General features: G+C 44.7%; 20 protein-coding genes. 4 read left to right on the top strand and 16 right to left on the bottom strand.

The window, feature by feature from the left end:
• Nucleotides 1-49: 49 nt before the first annotated feature.
• Both ACMQ5W_RS05525 and serC read right to left on the bottom strand, forming a co-directional pair.
• Complete coding sequence (locus ACMQ5W_RS05525; protein ID WP_419024064.1) at nt 50-1,261, bottom strand: cofactor-independent phosphoglycerate mutase; 1,212 nt, start codon at nt 1,259-1,261, stop codon at nt 50-52.
• Between the two features lie 73 nt (nt 1,262-1,334).
• Nucleotides 1,335-2,426 (bottom strand): 3-phosphoserine/phosphohydroxythreonine transaminase, encoded by a 1,092-nt coding sequence (gene serC, locus ACMQ5W_RS05520; protein WP_419024062.1) that lies wholly within the window; start codon nt 2,424-2,426, stop codon nt 1,335-1,337.
• 128 nt (nt 2,427-2,554) lie between these two features.
• On the opposite strand from serC, the gene ACMQ5W_RS05515 reads away from it, so the two are divergent.
• Nucleotides 2,555-3,709: a 3-phosphoglycerate dehydrogenase gene (locus ACMQ5W_RS05515; RefSeq protein WP_148492969.1), complete on the top strand. Its 1,155-nt coding sequence runs from the start codon at nt 2,555-2,557 to the stop codon at nt 3,707-3,709.
• Nucleotides 3,710-3,793: 84 nt separating this feature from the next.
• Here the strand turns inward: ACMQ5W_RS05515 and ACMQ5W_RS05510 are convergent, their stop codons facing one another.
• A complete protein-coding gene (locus ACMQ5W_RS05510; RefSeq protein ID WP_419024060.1) occupies nt 3,794-4,963 on the bottom strand; it encodes a M20 metallopeptidase family protein in 1,170 nt (389 codons plus the stop codon).
• 257 nt (nt 4,964-5,220) lie between these two features.
• On the opposite strand from ACMQ5W_RS05510, the gene ACMQ5W_RS05505 reads away from it, so the two are divergent.
• Complete coding sequence (locus tag ACMQ5W_RS05505) at nt 5,221-6,597, top strand: sigma-54 interaction domain-containing protein (protein ID WP_419024058.1); 1,377 nt, start codon at nt 5,221-5,223, stop codon at nt 6,595-6,597.
• Nucleotides 6,598-6,747: a hypothetical protein gene (locus tag ACMQ5W_RS05500; protein WP_419024056.1), complete on the top strand. Its 150-nt coding sequence runs from the start codon at nt 6,598-6,600 to the stop codon at nt 6,745-6,747. It begins immediately after the preceding gene.
• A gap of 99 nt (nt 6,748-6,846) precedes the next feature.
• On the opposite strand, the gene ACMQ5W_RS05495 is transcribed toward ACMQ5W_RS05500, so the two are convergent.
• The 3 genes from ACMQ5W_RS05495 to ACMQ5W_RS05485 are packed head-to-tail and all read right to left on the bottom strand — an operon-like array spanning nt 6,847 to nt 7,707.
• Nucleotides 6,847-7,047 (bottom strand): hypothetical protein, encoded by a 201-nt coding sequence (locus tag ACMQ5W_RS05495; protein ID WP_419024054.1) that lies wholly within the window; start codon nt 7,045-7,047, stop codon nt 6,847-6,849.
• A gap of 18 nt (nt 7,048-7,065) precedes the next feature.
• Nucleotides 7,066-7,506, bottom strand: a complete 441-nt coding sequence (locus ACMQ5W_RS05490; RefSeq protein ID WP_148492973.1) for a hypothetical protein — start codon at nt 7,504-7,506, stop codon at nt 7,066-7,068.
• A 3-nt stretch (nt 7,507-7,509) separates the two neighbouring features.
• Nucleotides 7,510-7,707, bottom strand: a complete 198-nt coding sequence (locus ACMQ5W_RS05485) for a helix-turn-helix transcriptional regulator (RefSeq protein WP_148492974.1) — start codon at nt 7,705-7,707, stop codon at nt 7,510-7,512.
• A 153-nt stretch (nt 7,708-7,860) separates the two neighbouring features.
• Between ACMQ5W_RS05485 and ACMQ5W_RS05480 the strand changes: the two genes are divergently transcribed.
• The gene (locus ACMQ5W_RS05480) at nt 7,861-8,658 is read left to right on the top strand and encodes an ion transporter (RefSeq protein WP_148492975.1); all 798 of its coding nucleotides are present in this window, start codon (nt 7,861-7,863) and stop codon (nt 8,656-8,658) included.
• Nucleotides 8,659-8,727: 69 nt separating this feature from the next.
• Here the strand turns inward: ACMQ5W_RS05480 and ACMQ5W_RS05475 are convergent, their stop codons facing one another.
• From ACMQ5W_RS05475 to ACMQ5W_RS05430, 10 genes are all read right to left on the bottom strand, one after another.
• Nucleotides 8,728-9,861, bottom strand: a complete 1,134-nt coding sequence (locus tag ACMQ5W_RS05475) for an NlpC/P60 family protein (RefSeq protein WP_419024051.1) — start codon at nt 9,859-9,861, stop codon at nt 8,728-8,730.
• An 18-nt stretch (nt 9,862-9,879) separates the two neighbouring features.
• Nucleotides 9,880-11,055 carry an NlpC/P60 family protein gene (locus tag ACMQ5W_RS05470; RefSeq protein ID WP_419024049.1) on the bottom strand — a complete coding sequence of 392 codons (1,176 nt, stop codon included), beginning with the start codon at nt 11,053-11,055 and terminating at the stop codon, nt 9,880-9,882.
• A gap of 171 nt (nt 11,056-11,226) precedes the next feature.
• Entirely contained in the window at nt 11,227-11,874 is a 648-nt protein-coding gene (locus ACMQ5W_RS05465) for a phosphatase PAP2 family protein (RefSeq protein ID WP_419024047.1), read from the bottom strand.
• Nucleotides 11,871-12,770 (bottom strand): diacylglycerol/lipid kinase family protein, encoded by a 900-nt coding sequence (locus ACMQ5W_RS05460; protein WP_419024045.1) that lies wholly within the window; start codon nt 12,768-12,770, stop codon nt 11,871-11,873. The genes ACMQ5W_RS05465 and ACMQ5W_RS05460 overlap by 4 nt, the downstream gene beginning before the upstream one ends.
• Before the next feature lie 18 nt (nt 12,771-12,788).
• Complete coding sequence (locus ACMQ5W_RS05455; protein ID WP_419024043.1) at nt 12,789-13,451, bottom strand: DUF1287 domain-containing protein; 663 nt, start codon at nt 13,449-13,451, stop codon at nt 12,789-12,791.
• 24 nt (nt 13,452-13,475) lie between these two features.
• Nucleotides 13,476-14,078 carry a TIGR04100 family radical SAM protein gene (locus ACMQ5W_RS05450; protein WP_419024041.1) on the bottom strand — a complete coding sequence of 201 codons (603 nt, stop codon included), beginning with the start codon at nt 14,076-14,078 and terminating at the stop codon, nt 13,476-13,478.
• Nucleotides 14,071-14,910, bottom strand: coding sequence for a YihY/virulence factor BrkB family protein (locus ACMQ5W_RS05445; protein WP_419024039.1), 840 nt, complete (start codon nt 14,908-14,910; stop codon nt 14,071-14,073). The genes ACMQ5W_RS05450 and ACMQ5W_RS05445 overlap by 8 nt, the downstream gene beginning before the upstream one ends.
• A 5-nt stretch (nt 14,911-14,915) precedes the next feature.
• Nucleotides 14,916-15,515 carry an XTP/dITP diphosphatase gene (locus tag ACMQ5W_RS05440; RefSeq protein WP_419024037.1) on the bottom strand — a complete coding sequence of 200 codons (600 nt, stop codon included), beginning with the start codon at nt 15,513-15,515 and terminating at the stop codon, nt 14,916-14,918.
• A 44-nt stretch (nt 15,516-15,559) separates the two neighbouring features.
• On the bottom strand, nt 15,560-16,267 hold the full coding sequence (gene rph / locus ACMQ5W_RS05435) for a ribonuclease PH (protein ID WP_148492984.1): 708 nt from the start codon (nt 16,265-16,267) through the stop codon (nt 15,560-15,562).
• A gap of 118 nt (nt 16,268-16,385) precedes the next feature.
• The gene (locus ACMQ5W_RS05430; protein WP_419024035.1) at nt 16,386-16,931 is read right to left on the bottom strand and encodes a manganese efflux pump MntP family protein; all 546 of its coding nucleotides are present in this window, start codon (nt 16,929-16,931) and stop codon (nt 16,386-16,388) included.
• Between the last annotated feature and the right edge of the window lie 1,021 nt (nt 16,932-17,952).

Below are 17,952 nucleotides of genomic sequence, written 5' to 3'. Positions count from 1 at the left end.
AAAAGAGGAATCAAAAATTCCTCAATATCTGCTTTGTCTATATTCTATTTTATCCTAATATGAAGTGGTCTGCAAGTGCAAAACCGCTATCATAATAACTTCCAAATTCTCCCGATTTTTCATTGAACTGTCTGCTCGTGTCTTCAGCCTTTTCTGCTCTGCTGTCGTAGATGACAAAGGGAACCGGCGTAGCGGAATGAGTTCTAATCGCCAGAGGCGTCCTGTGATCTGGAACCTCCAAAATCTTGAAAGCCTCTCCATCCTCGCGCAACGCTTCTACGATGGGTTTCAGCACTTTCTGGTCGATGTCGTGAAGACACTGCAGTTTTCCTTCCATATCGCCCTGATGTGAACATTCGTCCGGCCCTTCCAGATGAACATAGACGAAATCTTTGCCGTCTCTGAATTCTCTGATGGCGGCGTCAGCCTTGCCTTTGAAATTGGTGTGCAGCGTTCCGGTCGCGCCTTCCACGTCAACAGAGGAAAGCCCTGCGCAGATGGCAATGCCTTTGATCAAATCCACTGCACTGATGGCCGTACCGGTCAGCTGATATCTATCGTAAAAAGAAGACAACTGCGGTTTTTTCCCTTGTCCCCAGATCCACAGAGAATTTGCGGGGTTCAGTCCCCTCTCGATTCTTGCCTTGTTGACTGGATGATCTTTCAAAATATCGTAGCTTTTTTTCATCATATCCGTGATAAAAGCGCTTCCTTCGCCTTTTGGCAGATGATCTCCTACCCGCTGTTCTAAGACATCGTGAGGCGGCGTCAGCTCATAATCTGTTCCGCCATTATGGACGATCATGCAGTGCCTGTAGCTGGTTCCCGTATAAAACTGAATCTCGTCATCTGCAAAAGCCTCGTTGACTGCTTTGATCAGTTCATCGGCTTCTTCCGTAGTGATATCCCCGGAGCTGTGGTCTTTGATGATCAGATCCTCATAAGCGCCATCGCCGGCAAGGGTAATGATGTTGGTTCTGAATGCCACATCAGTATCCGACATCTCGATGCCGATGCTGGCAGCTTCTAAAGGTGAGCGCCCAGTCAGATAGACCGCCGGGTCATATCCCATGACAGAAAGGTTGGCAGCGTCACTGCCTGGCGCTACGCCAGGCGGTATGGTTCTCACCATACCTACTTCTCCTTTTGCAGCCAGACCGTCTATAAACGGCATATCAGCAGCTTCCAGAGGCGTCTTGCCGCCTAAGGCATCTATCTTTTCATCTCCGGCTCCGTCTGGAACCAAAATCAAATATTTCATATGTATTCCTTTCTTATTCCACTGTTCTTAAAAAAAGCTCTCCCGATGCAAACAGGAAAGCTCTCTTTGTTAATTATTTATTCGCAGCTTCAAACTTCTCCATAAATTCGATCAGCTTGTTTACGCCTTCCATCGGCATAGCATTGTATATACTTGCTCTCATTCCGCCGATAGAACGATGTCCGTTGAGATTGACCATGCCTTCCGCCTTCGCTTCTGCAACGAACTTTTTGTCCAGATCAGCATCACCTGTTACAAATACCACGTTCATCAAAGATCTGTCTTTCTTTCTGATCGGGCATTTGTAAAAGTCGCTGGCATCGATATAGTCATAAAGCTTACCGGCTTTTTCTGTATTGACGCTGTTGAGCGCGCCGACGCCGCCCATGTTCTTGATGTTCTTGAACACTTCTCCAGCGATGTAAATTGCAAAGCAAGGAGGGGTATTGTACATGGAGTCATTGTCTGCATGGGTCTTGTAGTCCAGATAAGTCGGGACTTTTTCATCGGCAAAGCCTAAGAGGTCTTCTCTCATGATGACGATGGTCATACCTGCCGGGCCTACGTTCTTCTGTGCGCCTGCAAAGATCAGTCCGAATTTGCTCACGTCAATCTCTTCGCTGAGGATGCAGCTTGACATGTCTGCAACCAGTGGAATATCACCAGTATCAGGAATATATGGATAGTGCGTACCGTAAATGGTATTGTTGTAGCACACATAGACATAGTCCGCATCAGGTCTGATATCTTCCTTGGTAATCTCCGGAATATATGTAAATGTATCTTCTTCTGAGCTGGCGATGACTTTGATATCGCCGAACTTGGTCGCTTCTTTGTATGCCTTCTTAGCCCAGGACCCTGTCACTACGTAGTCAGCCTTTTTAGAGGCTCTGAGCAGGTTCAGCGGCACCATTGCAAATTGAAGAGTTCCTCCACCTTGTAAAAACATAACTTTGTAGTTGTCAGGGATATTCATGATTTCTCTTAAGTTAGCTTCTGCATCTTCGATGATTTTTCCAAACTCTTTTGAACGGTGACTCATTTCCATTACAGACTGGCCACAGCCTTCGTAGTCGGCCAGATTTGCTGCTGCATCCTCGATTACGTTCAGCGGTAACATCGACGGACCAGCGGAAAAGTTAAATACACGATTATTGTTTGTCATTTCGTCGCCCTCCATTAGTTTTTCTCTTTATTTTAATACGCAAAATATTATATCACTTTACTTCTTGAAAGTAAAGCGACAAAGTGTTATAATTCAATTTAAATTACAAATATTAGGAGGTACTGATTATGTACAATATTGCAACACTTAACAAGATTTCACCGGTAGGTCTCTCTCACCTGTCTGATAAATATACGGTTTGTGATGATGTCTCTAGTGCTTCCGGAATCTTAGTGAGAAGCCAGGACATGCACGAAATGGAATTTAGCAGGAACCTGCTGGCTATCGCAAGAGCCGGCGCAGGGGTCAACAACATTCCACTGGACAGATGTGCAGAAGAAGGCATCGTCGTATTCAACACGCCGGGAGCCAATGCCAACGCCGTCAAGGAACTGATCATCGCCAGCATGCTTCTGGCAGCTAGAAACATCCCTGAAGGCCTGGCCTGGGCAAAGACTTTAGAAGGAACAGAGAACGTAAGCAAAGCGGTAGAAAAAGGCAAGGGACAATTTGCTGGTTCAGAGATCAAGGGAAAAACCCTGGGCGTCATCGGTCTGGGTGCCATCGGTGTCATGGTAGCCAACGCCGCAGTGGACCTGGGTATGAAAGTAGTAGGCTATGACCCGTATTTCGGCGTCAAATCAGCCCACGGTCTCTATTCCTGCGTGGACTTTATGCCGGACATCAAAAATGTGCTGCCACTCTGTGATTACATAACCATCCACGTTCCTGCCATGGCTTCCACCAAAGGCATGTTCAACGAAGAGTTATTCACACTGATGAAGGATGATACAGTTCTGCTCAACTTCTCCAGAGATACCCTGATTGTTGAAGCCGATTTATTGGCCGCCATGGAAAACGGCAAAGTGGGCAAATACGTAACAGACTTCGCTACAGACGGCACTTTCGGGAAAAAAGGCGTCATCGTTCTGCCCCACCTGGGTGCATCCACAGCAGAAGCAGAAGACAACTGCGCGACGATGGCTGTACAGGAAATCATGGATTACATCGAGAACGGCAATATTACAAACTCCGTCAACTTCCCAGCCGTAACTTTGGGACCTGTCAGAGGAGACAACAGAATCGCGATCATGACAAAGGGCGAACCTAATCCAGTCAAACTTGCTGCAGCTATGTTCGCTGATATCAATATCAACGCCGTCATCGGCGGTGTCCGCGGCGAATACGGTTATGCGCTGATTTCTACTGATGACACAGTCACTTCAGTACCAAAGGTAGACGAAGTATTTCATGTCAGAGTCATTCAGCCAGACGAAAAATAAAACGCAATCTATGCAAAAGCCGGCCTTTTCAGGCCGGCTTTTGTGATACAACTATCTTTATATTAATTTATCAGGAGGTTCATTCTATTCTCTACACGATGATTCCAGCCACTTCGCCGCGCAGTACGCCAGAGTGGCACTTCCCATATAGAGGTAATTTTCTTCGAAATACACGTCGGCACTATGAGAAGTGGGCGCACCGACATCTCCTGCACCCATCCACATCAGCATCGTCGGAACTTTCTCCGAAATGTATGATAAATCCTCTGAACCGAGAAGGGGCAGCTCCACCTCGGCTACTTTCTCAGCTCCATTTATTTCGCAGACAAAGTCTTTCATATCGTCACAGAGTCCGGGATCGCTATACATGCCTGGCGTGGAAATCAGCTTCAGACTGTGGGTTGCACCCGCTGCTTGACAAGCGGCGTTGGCGCAGATGATGATTCGATCGATCATGCGTTCTCTGATTTTTGAGTCACAGCATCGCAATGTCCCTTCTAACACGGCTTTCTGGGGAATGACATTGGCTGCACTGCCGCCTCCGAGAACGCCGATAGTACAGACCGCCGGGTTAAAGGCGCTGGTTTCTCTGTCTACGACACCTTTAATCATGCTGTACATGTCTACCACCACATTGAGGGGATCTATCGTTTCTTCTGGTCTGGAACCGTGACCGCCTTTGCCAGTGACCTCTATCATAAAACCATCAAGGTAGGCACAGGTGATACCCTTCTTGAGAAAAAAGTGCCCATTGCGCTCATCTGGCATCATATGAATGGCCAGACAGGCATCTACCTTCGGATTCTCTAATACGCCATGCTCAATCATGACCTTGGCTCCGATCCCCAGTTCCTCACCAGGCTGAAACATGAGCTTTATCGTGCCCTTCAGATTTTCTTCTCGATCTTTTAAAATTTTTGCCACCCCAAGAAGCATGGCCGTATGTATGTCATGGCCACAGAGATGGCCGTTTCCGTTTTGTGATCGGAATGGAATGTCGGTTTCTTCCTTTGTGGGCAGCGCATCGAGCTCAGCCCTGAGCAAAATGGTCTTCCCTCCATTTCCTATGGTAGTTACAATGCCGTATTTGCCACAATCTATGGTCTCACATCCGATTTGTTCTAAACGTTCTTTTACATAAGCGTAGGTATTGGGAACCTCCATGCCTACTTCCGGATATTGATGAATGTGTCTCCGGTCGCGGATAATTTGCGGTTCTAGATGTTTTGCTGCCTTTATAAACTCGTTCTTCATGCTTCCTCTCCTGCAGTTATTCTTTTATCGACACCGACAAATAGTGCAAAAATAATGCCAATCACCTCCTTATTTTATAAACCTTGTATTTCCAAGGGTTGCAGCGCCCCCTCCATTACAGATCAAAATATTATGTAAACTAATTTTTACAAACTCGTAAATTACGACCAAATCTTGTAAAAAAATATTTACACCTTTTCTATTTTGCGGTATACTGTTTTTAACACAATGGTTGCCATTAAGAAGGAGAACTGCAAATGATTGAGGAATACTTAGACACAATAACCAATATGGAGAATTATGCCGACGGCATCATCGTCATCGACCAAGAGGCAAAAGTAGTTTACATACGTCAATTCAAACCCGATTTGTCCCCCTTGGACGAGAGACGCGCCATCGGGAAAAGCATCTTTGAAATATATCCAACCCTGAATCCGCAGACCAGCACCTTGATTGCCGCAATCAAACGAGGCGAGACCACTATGAACAATCAAGAGACGCTGACCACTTCCACGGGAGAAACCTTTCAGATTATAGACAACACCTTTCCCATCAAGCAGGATAATCAAATTATCGGCGCCGTCAGTGTCGCCACCTTCCCGGACAAGAACTTCACTGTCTCTGGAATCAACTTATACAGCGATGCTGTTCCTCAGGTAAAAGATCTCTATACCGTCGAAGATATCATCGGCAGAAGCAAACAGACCCAGGACCTGCGCATTCAGATTGGCAGAGTTTCTACCACTTCTTCTTCTGTGCTGATTTATGGCTCGACTGGTACTGGAAAAGAGATGGTCGCACAGTCCATTCATTCAGCAAGTGAGAGAAAGAATAAGAAGTTCATCTCCCAAAACTGTGCGGCAATTCCTGCCACACTATTGGAAAGCATCTTCTTCGGTACCGTGAAAGGCGCTTACACTGGCGCTGAAAATAAAGCCGGTATCTTTGAAAGTGCCGACGGCGGCACCATCTTCCTCGATGAGATCAACTCCATGGATATCAATTTACAGGCCAAACTCCTTCGCGTGCTGGAGGAGCGGAAGATTACCAGGATTGGCGGCGTGGATCCTGTCAGCGTCAACGTGCGGATCATCGCGGCCACCAACAAGCGCCCTTCCCTGTGCATCCAGGACGGAACCCTGCGTCCTGACCTGTTCTACAGACTGGGCAGTGTGACCATCGATGTGCCCGACCTTCGGGACCGCCTGGAAGATCTGCCCCTGCTGACCGATTATTTCATTTCCCTCTATAATACTTCCATGCACAAACACATCACTGGCGTTTCAAAGGAAGTCATGGAGATTTTCAAGACCTACGCCTGGCCAGGCAATGTGAGAGAATTCCGCAATATCATCGAGGGTGCTTTCAATCTCTGTGATGGAGATGTCATCGACATTGGTTCCCTGCCTTCTTATCTCCTGTCCGAGTTCAATCTGACAAAGCCGGAGCTGGAAGACGAAGATGCCGCCGAAAAAATCCTCTGGGAAGGCAGCCTCAAGAGCACCATGGATGCTTACGAGAAGAAACTGATTCTACAGGCCGTCAGCTCCCATAAAAGCCTGACCGCTGCAGCGGATTATCTGGGCATCACCAGGCAGTCTCTCAACCAAAAGCTTAGAAAATACAATTTATAAATGGAATGTTTTTGGAACTATTTCGGTTGTAGTAATGGCAGCGAATCCGTCTGTGAGCCGTCATCGGCTTACCAGGCAGAAAAGCAGGGAGAATACACTCTGGACGATGATTATGCCATGCCAGCGGCAATCTTTGACGGAAACTGCTAGATCGATTTTGCTGAGATCTAGCAAGAAATCCGTTTCTTATATAATACCTAAAGGGAGGCACAGCGGTCAGTGCCTCCCTTTATTAAAATACCATTGTTCTTAATTGAAAATCGATTTTTTCCATGCTTTGAGCCGTCGATATTTCTCCTCAGATAAAACACCAATCAGTTCAAAGCAGATAGCTAAGCCAAGGAACATACTGTGCAGGAACTCAGGTAAGATGCCGAAATTTTTTAAAACCATAGTCGCGGCGAAAAGCAGCAGACCGATTCTCATTTCTTTTCTCATTTGTTTTTTCATAAGCGTACCTCACTCCGATTACATTTTGCGCGAGATGATTCTATTGGCGATGAGAAAGATTGCAACTTGCAGATAAATGCAGGCCACCATAATCAGGGCCGGAACCATGTAACCCATGCCCATCAGCACAAAGGCCAAAACAGCGAAGGTCAGGTTCGAAGTCATCGCTACCACCGACAAAGCCGCCCGTGAAATCTGTATATTACGCTCATCGTTCTTCTCGATTTCTTTCTGCTTTAATTTCTCCGGCGAAACAATCTTGCTCCGAATCCAAAAGAAAATTGCCACGGCGATGATTCCAGTGCCTGCACCAGTGAACATCCCCGCCAGCATCTGCAGGTTGTTTTGATCGTCGGAAAGGCTTCTGGCAAAAAGAATGCCGAATATGAGCGACACTATTCCCAATACTACCATTCCGCTCAATACCTTTTTATATTGTTTTCCAAATTTGCATAACATGTTCTATTCCTCCTCATAAATAAAAATTTCTTCAATGGTCCTATCGAAATACCTGGCAATTTTAAAAGCTAGAATAATCGAGGGATTATATTTCCCATTCTCCAGCGAACTGATGGTCTGTCTGGATACTTCTAATATCTTTGCCAGTTCATCCTGCTTGATGCCCCGGGCATTTCGAATTTCTTCCAATCTGTTTTTCATATGTCAGACCCCTTTTTCACTATGTAAAGTTAACTTTACATAGACTATACACCTTTATCTATCTTATGTCAAGCTAACTTTACATCAAATATCGTTTTTTTATCCGCCTTTTTATGGTAAAATAAAATAAAACAGCACTAGAAGGAGTTTCCATTGAACAAGAAAAAGCGGATTTTTACGATTATACAAGTAGGCAGTATTGACGATATTCCCAGCAGGACTTACGATATCGCTCTGATGTTTGCCGTCGCCGTCAACATCTTTATCGCAATTTTTGAAACCTTTCCCCAGTCCAGCCCATATTTAGACATCTTAAGTCTTGTGGAAGGTATCACTGTCCTGTTCTTTACCGTGGACTACATCCTGAGAATTTGGACAGCCTCTTATTTATATAAAGGCGTTACCGTGGCCAGGGCCAGGCGCAAGTTCATTTTTTCCTGGGCCGGCATTGTTGATTTCCTATCCTGCATACCGTATTATTTGCCCTTCTTCTTTCCCCGGGTTGCAGTGGCCCTGCGGATGTTCAGAATCATCAGGATTCTGCGCATCTTCCGCATCCACCACTACTCTGACCCGCTACAGGTCATCGGACGCGTCTTAAAAAAGAAAAGAGGGCAGCTGCTGTCCTCCATCTTCATCGTTCTAATTTTGATGATAGCAGCCTCACTGATGATGTACAGCCTGGAACACACGGCGCAGCCGCAAGTATTTGATAACGCCTTTTCAGGTTTCTGGTGGGCGATCAATACTTTGCTCACCGTCGGTTACGGGGACATCGTCCCCATCACCTTTGCCGGTAAAGTATGCGGTGCGATTATGACCTTCCTTGGCGTTGGCATGGTCGCTATACCTACTGGTATTCTGTCCGCCGGATTTGTAGAGCAGATGAGGCCCAAACCAAAAGAAAAAGAAACACATTATTGCCCCAATTGCGGGCACAAACTGGATTAACAATTTAGAACGCATAAAAAAGAGACGGTATAAGCAAAACCCGTCTCATTTTTTATGCGTTCTATAAAATTATTCTACTATGCGTCTGACAGTCATCACAGGGCCGATATATCCCGTACCAGTCACTGCAATGCCCATTCTTTCGTTAACGGCGTGAACAATCTGTCCCCCGCCAATATAGATACCTACATGCCCATAATAGCACACCAGGTCTCCCGGCTGCGCCTCAGCTAAGGAAACTTCTCTTCCATAGCTTCTCATGACACCTGCATCGTGAGCCATGGTAATACCGAAGTATTTATAGACTGATAAAACAAATCCTGAGCAATCCGCTCCGTCAGTCAAGCTGACGCCTCCGTAAACATACGGTCCGCCTACAAATTTCAGCGCATACTGCGCTACTGCCTGTCCATCACCCTGATAGGTTTTTCCGCCCGTCGGTGCCGGCAGAATACCAGTTCCTTTGACGACAATTCTCTTCTGCGGTGATTTGATGACTTTCGATTCCTCTACCTTCGACTTTACTGTCTTGCCATTTTCAGTAGTGATTACTTTTGTCACCTGTCTCTTACCGTTAGAACCCTTCTGCTCGACGACAGTGGTATTTTTCAAAACCTCGGAAGATTCTTTTGTCACGGTTTCGTATTCGATGGTTTCTTCCGAAGTGATCTGCTGCGTGGCTGTGACCGTCACCATGGGATTCATCCGATACAATTTCAGCTTATCACCTGGATAAAGAGTAGAAAAGTCTTTCTCTTCATTCATGTTCAAGATTTCTCTAACAGACAAATCGTATTTTGCGGCGATCGTCCAAGGACTATCACCAGATTTTACGGTATAAGTAAGCCGTTTTTTTGTCCCCGTGAGAATGTAGTTTACGGCGTCATCGACAGTGGAAACCTTCGGCCGTTTAGACGCCTTATAGGTTTTCTTTACTACTTTCATCGCCGGATCACAAGATATTGCTTTTACTTTCGCGCCTTCTGCGGTGTAGTGATTCTTTACGTTCTTAATCACTTTCTTGGCGCTGCTTTCGGAGTTGAGTACACAGGCAGTTTTACTGCCGATCTGTACAGCCCAATATTCTTCCTCCGCATAGGCTTTGACAGTAGTGAATACTGCTGCCGCTAAAACAGCAATTGCAAGGACTAAAGCCCCTGCAATTACATATTTTTTTGATTTAATTTGTTCTAAAATATTCATAAAAAATCCTTTTAAAACTTAGTCGAAAATTCTTCTGACTGCAATTACACTGCCAGTATAGTTGACACTTGTAACGCGGATGCCTAATCTTTCATTTACTGCATGTACTGCTTTTCCATTTCCGGCGTAGATGGCAACATGTCCAGAGTAAATCAAGATATCACCCTTTTTCACGTTTTTATATGAGACTGCTTTCCCGACGCTGGACTGACCAACGCGCGGAAGGTTTACGCCAAAATGCTTATAAACAGAATACACGAATCCTGAACAATCCGCACCCTTTGTCAGGCTTGTTCCGCCATAGACATAAGGATTACCCACAAATTCCTTTGCGTATTCTACAACCTCAGAACCTTCAGCAAAATCATAAGTGACCCCTGCTTTTGCTGTTACAGTGCCTGTCCCTTTCAGAACGACCTTGTCCTTAGGCTGTTTTACCACTTTTGATGAAATCAACTCACTATCTGTCGTCTCACCATTTACTTTTGTGACCTGCTGTACCAACTGTTTAGAACCTTTCACGCCTTTGGTCTTGATTTTGCAAGTACCTTTCTTCAGCGAGCTGGTTTTCTTATACACAGTATCATAGTCAATTGACTTCGATGAGGTTACTTTTTCAACTGTAGTTACCTCCACATATGGAACTTCTGCATATAATACCAGATACGTACCTTCTTTGATGGTCTCATCGGCATCATATTCCCCAAAGTTCAGGGTAACCAGTTTCTTTGCTGAAATTCCCTTGTCCTTCGCGATAGATTCCAGCGTATCGCCTTCTTCTGTCTTGTAGACAAAGTATTCAACCTTTCCCTCACTTAACTGCTCAACTGCATCTCCGACATCTGTCGTATTTGCACTCTGTGCAGCGTAGTCATCTCCAGTGGTTTTGATGACTTTCTTAATTTGGATCTGCGGCTCAAACTGTACATCGAGTACGGTCGAACCCTTTGTCAGATAATAGTCTTTTAACCCCTCTATTACCTGTTCTGCTGCTTCTTGCGAATCAACATATAATACTTCTTCATCTCCAATTGTGATTGCCCAAAGCTCGTCTGCACCTTCAGCAGCAAATGAATAGCTGCTGGAACCGAACAGCATTGCGAAAGCCATGACGGCAATCAATAAAACTGAGGCAGTTGCTTTAAACACCCTTTTGATTTTAGTATTGACTCCTGTTTGAAAATGATTTGTCATAATACTATCTTCCTTTTCATGTTTTTCAATTGTCTCACAGGTATTATCATACTTTATATGCATCGTGAAGTCAATAATCCTGAAGATTCTTCACATAACTTTCACAAACAAAAACCGATATAAACGTTTAAATTTCAACGTTTATATCGGTTCATAGTTTCTTAAGAATTCTTAAGATTTTCTTAACTTCATTTTTATAAATATTCTAAAAATCGCATAAACAACCAACGTCACGACGATACCTGCAAACACGTCGAGAATAGAATGCTGCTTGATAAAACAAGTAGAAAGGGAAATCATCACCGCTAATATGACTGCCGCCGCCTTGACCCACTTTTGTCTCAAAGCCTTTGTCCTGCAGATGCTGACAGCTGCAAAAACCGCACCGATGACGTGCATGCTGGGAATTACATTTGTATTCGTATCTGCAGCGTAAATCGCTTTCACTGTTGACACAAAGATGTTTTCCCGCGCAAAGGTCTGCGGCCGCAGGTCTTGTCCATTGGGAAACAACAGGTAAAAGACGAGGCAAAAGGAAAATCCAATCATGATGCAGTACATATATCGTTTAAATTCCGGCACATCTTTGATCAGCAAATAAATTCCTGTCAAAATGAGAAACGGATACCATAGACAGTACGGTATGATAAAGTATTCATTAAATGGAATGAAATCATCTAAGGGACAATAGGATACCCAGTAGTTCCCATCAGAAGGAACCAGCATTTCTATCAGAAAAAAGCTGATCAAATATACGGGAACATATAATATTAAAAAAACGTGCTTATAATCTCTTAATCTTTTTCCCCTGCCGATCATTTTTCATCGTCCTCTGGAACCATTAATTTGATCGCCCCGTGCAGGTTTTTGATTGTAATCGCTTCACTGCCTTCTTGATATTCTCCGTCCAAGGTCCACGGCATGGATGGGTCTGCCGTAATCTCCACTTCACTGCTGTTAAAAAAAGAAATCATCGGAGATTGATAGTTCTGCTTAGTCAGAGCCAACAAAATCTGGTTCAGTTCCAAAATATTCGACGGCGATTTGATCAGCAGCACTTCGAACATACCGTCATTCATATCCACCAGTTCGTCAGAGAGGGTCAGAATACCGCCCACAGAGGTAGAATTGCTGACTGCACCAAAGAGATAGTCGCCGCCATAGACGCCCTGTTCCATTTTAAGACGAATCTTTTCTGGCCTGATCGAAGGGATGTCCTTAATTCCCTCCAGAATATATGCCAGGTGGCCGAGGGCGTTTTTAATGCTCTGTGGAGCCTCATAAGAAGCCCTGGTAAAGGCTCCGAAGGAAGCAACATAGGAAAAATATCTCCCGTTGAAGCAGCCGATGTCCAGAGACCTTGGAACACCGCCTACAATATCCCGCGCTGCCTGTACCACGTTCTTCGACAGGCTCAGGCTATTGGCGAAATCGTTGGTACTGCCCGCCGGAATATACCCGATCGGCACATCTTCTCCCGATTCGATGACGCCTGCAATCACCTCATTAAAGGTTCCGTCACCGCCAATGCACACGATTAGGTCAAAGTCTTTTGCCCGGCTGCGCGCAAACTCAGTTCCGTCGCCTCGTTTTTCTGTAGTCGCCGCCACAGTTTCGTACCCTGCACGGCAAAAGATATCGATGATATCGACAAAATATTTATTTGCCTGTTTTGTCCCCGCACAGGGATTCAAAATGATTAACACCCTTTTCACAATCTCTTACTCCTTCCCTTAGTTCAATTTCTTGACCAGAGGCCACCTGAAATGGCCAGAAATCTCCATGCCGTCAGAGGCAAAAATACGATCCTCTTCCGCCGCCGGATCTTTCCCATGCTGGATGATGTACGGTCTTCCCCATATGTTTCTAATACTCGATACAATTGCCACATGGCTGGATTCAAATGTTACGATATCTCCCGGCTGCCATGCTAGCAGATTATCAACATCTGTAGTCAGATTCTCTGCATTCCGCTGGAAGAAAACTTCCAAGGTGGGCACCAGCCTAAAGTCGATGTTTGGATCTGCATTTACCGAAATCACATCACTATAAGCCTCGATGTTCTCTGCGATATCTTTGTCCACCAGGTTCTTGAGGTTGACGCCGATTCCCTGGAAACCCTTCCAAACCACGTCGGTACATACGCCGATATCCTCCGGCGGATATCCTCCCGCGTAATACTTATCATCATAACGCAGGTCTTTATTGCAGATGTACATTCTCGAAGCCAACATGATTTGATAGCCCTGATCAAGCTGTGCAGATTTTTCATCGTTTTCTGCCTTACTGTCAGAATGAAAGTTGAAGTACAATATGCCTCCTGCAATCAGACCGACGAGCACAGCCAGAATGACAAAAAATCTCGGTTTCATTCTATATTTCTTTTTATGTCTCATGGCAAGTATTTCCTTTCCTGCATATTACCTGACTCTCAGCGTTACACCTAAATCTGTCGCAATCTTGCGGCAGGCATCGGCATCTTCTTGCGGAATCACATTGACCACCGACATGGCCACCTTTGGCACATATTTCTGCACCTCTTTTGTAAAATGCAAAATCGCATCAAACGCGTCCTCTCCAAATGACGGATGGCAGAGTGCATCGTATTTTGCTGCGCTGCACTGGTTGAGGCTGACGGAAATTGTGTCGACAATATCGGCAAGTTCCGGCGCCGTCTCTCTTCCGTTGATCAAATCAGAAAGTCCATTGGTATTAATTCTGATCTTCAGATGGGTATTCTCTTTTACGTATTTCGCAATGGCTAACAGGTCTTCAAGCCGCTCCATCGGTTCTCCATAGCCGCAGAAAACCAATTCATCGTATTTTGACAAGTCCCAGTCCGCGAGCATGTCGATGACTTCACTGACACTGGGTTCCCGCTTCAGCCAAAGGGAATCCGCTGATCCCAGAGAATCCGTCATGGTTCTGATACAAAACTCACATCTGCAGGGGCAACGATTGGTAATATTGGCATAAAGACCTCTGCCGTAATCGTACAAAACATCTCCAATTTCATCATACATTGGGAGTCCCTCCTTCTCTCGTATCTTTCCAGACTTTGTTGAACAAGATGCCCAGACAAAGTACCCATGATAAAAAATAAAACCAAAACAGCAAAGCTACAAAACTAGCTAAAGATCCATAGATAATATTGTAATTAGCCACTTGGGCAGCATAAATAGAATAGACCATCGTCACGACCAACATTCCCACTGCGCCGAAGATACTTCCAGGCACGATTTCTCGAAACTTCAGCTTTTCATTGGGCAGTACGTAGTAATTGTAGGAAACCATTAAAAAGTACAATGCACCGGCGATAGGCCATCTGAGGTATGTCCACAAAGTGTCAATCAGCGTACCTTCCACAATTTGACCGAATATGGTCTGCAATATCAATTTGCCGTATACAGGAATAATTGCCACAAAAGCCAGCGTAAACAAGGTCAAAGCCATGGTCTTCAGCGACCTGATTCTTTCCCTCCAAAAACTACCTGTCGTTCTTCCACTGGTATAGGTATAATTGGCAATCCTCATCATGGAGAACTGGGCCCTCGATGCAGCCCACAGCGCCATAATGATCATGACGATATTGGATGTGGCTGCAGACGATTTGCCGCTGTCCTGCAGAATGTCCTTCAAAGTTCCCGCCATGTCTGGAGAGACATACTTGTTGACCCAGTCATCCATAAAATCCAGGGGAATATCCAGGACACCTAAAAGCTGCGATAAAACGATAATCGTAGGTACTAGAGATAACATGATAAAAAAGGACATCTGCGCCGCAAATCCTTGGTAATACGGATCTCTGAACTGTTTAATTCCCAAAACCACCATCTTGGCGAATCTTGTCTTCATATTAATTAGGAATTCCTTTCTTCCAGTAGTCGTTCTAATTCCAGCAGAGCCTTCGCTCTGTGGCTGATCTGATTTTTTTCTTCTGGAAGCAGCTGGGCAAAAGTTCGCTGAAATCCATCGGGTACAAAGAGTGGATCGTATCCAAAGCCGTGTTCTCCAACCGGCGTATCGATGATATGTCCCTCGCATTCACCTCTGGCCGTCAAAGACGTACCGTCAGGGAAGACCATCGTAATGACAGATACGAATTTTGCTCTTCTCTCTTTATATGGCACCCCATCCAGCAAGGAAATCAACTTATCATTGTTTTTTGTATCATTACAGTCTTCTCCAGCGAATCGGGCTGAATAAACGCCTGGAGCTCCTCCCAGGTATTCGACCATCAGGCCGGAATCATCTGCGATGGTGGTCTTGCCGCACATCTTCATGATTTCATTAGCCTTCTTGAATGAATTCTCTTCGAAGGTTTCTCCATCCTCTTCAATCTCAATCTTCGGTATTCCCGCCTCATCTCTGGAAATAATCGACATTCCAAACTTTTTCGTAATCGCTTCGATTTCTACAATTTTGTGTTGGTTTCTCGAAGCTGCGATAATCGTGTCCATAACTGCTCCTTTTTCTTTCTTAATTCCTTACTATTAAATATTTATTATTCACATAATAATTGATTTTGAATCTCATGAAGTTTTCTGCACCCCTTGCTTGCAAGATCTAATAACTCTAACAAGTCGCTCTTTGAAAACGGCGCTTCTTCACCTGTCCCTTGTATTTCAATATATTCACCGCTGTCCGTCATGACGATGTTCATATCCACTTTCGCATGAGAATCCTCTGCATAACAGAGATCCAGCAACTTCTCTCCCTCGACAATGCCAACACTGATGGCAGACACATATCCTGTAACTGGCAGTTCTTCAATCATTCCCTCTTCCTTCATCCATTGCATGGCCTGCACCATTGCAACGTAAGCGCCGGTGATGGAAGCGGTTCTGGTTCCTCCGTCAGCCTGAATTACATCGCAGTCAATCCAAATAGTCCGCTCTCCCAGCTTTTCCATATCCACTACAGATCTCAGGGAGCGTCCGATCAGCCGTTGTATTTCTACAGATCTGCCATCAGCTTTTCCCTTTTCTCTTTTTTTCCTGGTTCCTGTGGAGCCTGGCAGCATAGCGTATTCCGCAGTGACCCAGCCTTTCCCTGTTCCCACCAGGTGTTTTGCCGTCGAATCTTCGACAGATGCAGTGCATATCACTTTTGTGTTCCCCATTTCTATCAAAACAGAACCCTGCGGGCTCATCAGGTAGTGATCCGTAATTTTCACTGCTCTTGTCTCATCAAATTTTCTATCTGTTCTCATACTAACGCTCCTTTATCTATCCTGTTTATTCTATTTTTGCAATGTCATTTTCTGTTGGAAAAAGCAGATGACCCGCATTTTCATTCGTCCATAGGGGAAAGCAGACATCCTGTGTCTGTCATAATAAGCCTTTGACTCCTATGATAATCAAAATAATACCGCCCAAAAATTCTGCTTTGTTCTCGAATATATCACCAAACTTTTTGCCGACGGCTATCGCACCCGCTACCATGAATGCGGTAATCACTGCGATGATCGACACTGCCGGTAAGATATCAACACAGATGGCACAAAACCCCACGCCTACGGCAAAGGCATCGATACTGGTAGCGATTGCCTGAAAGATCAAAATCGTCATCGTCAAATTTTTTATTTCTACTGCGCCGCTCTCTTTTGACAGGCTTTCTTTAATCATATTGCCGCCTATTATCGCCAATATTGCAAATATAACAATTCCGCTATATTTCATGATGATTCCCGCAAAAAGCGTACCTGCATAAAAGCCAATTAAAGGCATGACTCCCTGAAATATACCGAAAAGTAACGGCATTGATATGTAATTGCCCATGGAAAGCTTCTTATAGACCATTCCGTTGGTCATTGCCACAGAGGCAGCATCCATAGCAAGCCCCACTCCTATAAGCGAAACCTCAAATAATCCCATACTTCACTTCCTTAAGTTGATTTAAAGTGGAGCAAAGCTCCTGGCAAGTCTCGCACGTCAAAGACCGCGATGCTTGCTGGCAGATAAAGCGCCTCCCCGAGGCGCACCACTCTCTCAACTAAGTTTATTTTGAAAGCAACGGGATTATAACACGACTTCTCATTTTATCATTTAAATCGAGAGGTGTGTTTCAATGAGTTCTACCTTGCGGCAACGCCGTAAGATCGTGAACTCATTATACCATGACTCTTCCACTGAAAATAGAATCGAGAGTCATGATTCAATAAACGCTTCCTTGCGGCTTAGCCGTTTGGATTATAGTGTTTATTATAACACGACTTCTCATTTTATCATTTAAATCGAAAGGCGTGTTTCAATAAACGCTTCCTTCCGGCGTAGCTGTTTAGATTATAGCGTTTATTATAACATTTTCCAGTGTTAACCGCAAGTTTAAGGCTGACTCAAACTTTTAGCACTTCAGAAGTATTAATTACTGCATATGACCTCGTACTCAGTCTGCAATCACCATACACCATTTAAAATGTCCCGTACTTTTTTTCTGCCAATCTCGATTGTGGACTAGTTTAGCTTAAATACCCCCGTTTGTAGTCCACAACTGACAGCTTCAAAAAAAAATGTCCCGTACTTTTTTTCTGCTAATCTTGATTGCGGACTAGTTTAGCCGAAATACCTCTGTTTGTAGTCCACAACTGACAGCTTCAAAAAAAATGTCCTGTACTTTTTTTCTGCCAATCTCGATTGCGGACTAGTTTAGCCGAAATACCCCCGTTTGTAGTCCGCAGATGACAGCTTCAAAAAAAATGTCCCGTGCTTTTTTTCTGCCAATCTCAATTGCGGACTTTCTTTAGATTTCTCAAAACTTGCTGCAGTCCGCCAGAACCCTATCATATTTCCATAGAAGAATCGCACAAGGTAAAAGATTGTGGTATAATAAACGCAACTCTTTTACAGCTTTGCTGAGAGGAAGCGTTTATTGAAACGTGTCCTCCGATATGATGAC

The organism is Emergencia sp., assembly GCF_048465375.1.
Taxonomy (GTDB): domain Bacteria; phylum Bacillota; class Clostridia; order Peptostreptococcales; family Anaerovoracaceae; genus Senimuribacter.
Note: the sequence above shows the minus strand (reverse complement) of the source record. Positions and strands in the feature narration are given on the sequence as shown.

Coding starts and splice junctions, on each gene's coding strand:
- ACMQ5W_RS05525 (WP_419024064.1), bottom strand. CDS start 1,261: ATGAAATATTTGATTTTGGTTCCAGACGGAGCCGGAGATGAAAAGATA.
- serC (WP_419024062.1), bottom strand. CDS start 2,426: ATGACAAACAATAATCGTGTATTTAACTTTTCCGCTGGTCCGTCGATG.
- ACMQ5W_RS05515 (WP_148492969.1), top strand. CDS start 2,555: ATGTACAATATTGCAACACTTAACAAGATTTCACCGGTAGGTCTCTCT.
- ACMQ5W_RS05510 (WP_419024060.1), bottom strand. CDS start 4,963: ATGAAGAACGAGTTTATAAAGGCAGCAAAACATCTAGAACCGCAAATT.
- ACMQ5W_RS05505 (WP_419024058.1), top strand. CDS start 5,221: ATGATTGAGGAATACTTAGACACAATAACCAATATGGAGAATTATGCC.
- ACMQ5W_RS05500 (WP_419024056.1), top strand. CDS start 6,598: ATGGAATGTTTTTGGAACTATTTCGGTTGTAGTAATGGCAGCGAATCC.
- ACMQ5W_RS05495 (WP_419024054.1), bottom strand. CDS start 7,047: ATGAAAAAACAAATGAGAAAAGAAATGAGAATCGGTCTGCTGCTTTTC.
- ACMQ5W_RS05490 (WP_148492973.1), bottom strand. CDS start 7,506: ATGTTATGCAAATTTGGAAAACAATATAAAAAGGTATTGAGCGGAATG.
- ACMQ5W_RS05485 (WP_148492974.1), bottom strand. CDS start 7,707: ATGAAAAACAGATTGGAAGAAATTCGAAATGCCCGGGGCATCAAGCAG.
- ACMQ5W_RS05475 (WP_419024051.1), bottom strand. CDS start 9,861: ATGAATATTTTAGAACAAATTAAATCAAAAAAATATGTAATTGCAGGG.
- ACMQ5W_RS05470 (WP_419024049.1), bottom strand. CDS start 11,055: ATGACAAATCATTTTCAAACAGGAGTCAATACTAAAATCAAAAGGGTG.
- ACMQ5W_RS05465 (WP_419024047.1), bottom strand. CDS start 11,874: ATGATCGGCAGGGGAAAAAGATTAAGAGATTATAAGCACGTTTTTTTA.
- ACMQ5W_RS05455 (WP_419024043.1), bottom strand. CDS start 13,451: ATGAGACATAAAAAGAAATATAGAATGAAACCGAGATTTTTTGTCATT.
- ACMQ5W_RS05450 (WP_419024041.1), bottom strand. CDS start 14,078: ATGTATGATGAAATTGGAGATGTTTTGTACGATTACGGCAGAGGTCTT.
- ACMQ5W_RS05445 (WP_419024039.1), bottom strand. CDS start 14,910: ATGAAGACAAGATTCGCCAAGATGGTGGTTTTGGGAATTAAACAGTTC.
- ACMQ5W_RS05440 (WP_419024037.1), bottom strand. CDS start 15,515: ATGGACACGATTATCGCAGCTTCGAGAAACCAACACAAAATTGTAGAA.
- rph (WP_148492984.1), bottom strand. CDS start 16,267: ATGAGAACAGATAGAAAATTTGATGAGACAAGAGCAGTGAAAATTACG.
- ACMQ5W_RS05430 (WP_419024035.1), bottom strand. CDS start 16,931: ATGGGATTATTTGAGGTTTCGCTTATAGGAGTGGGGCTTGCTATGGAT.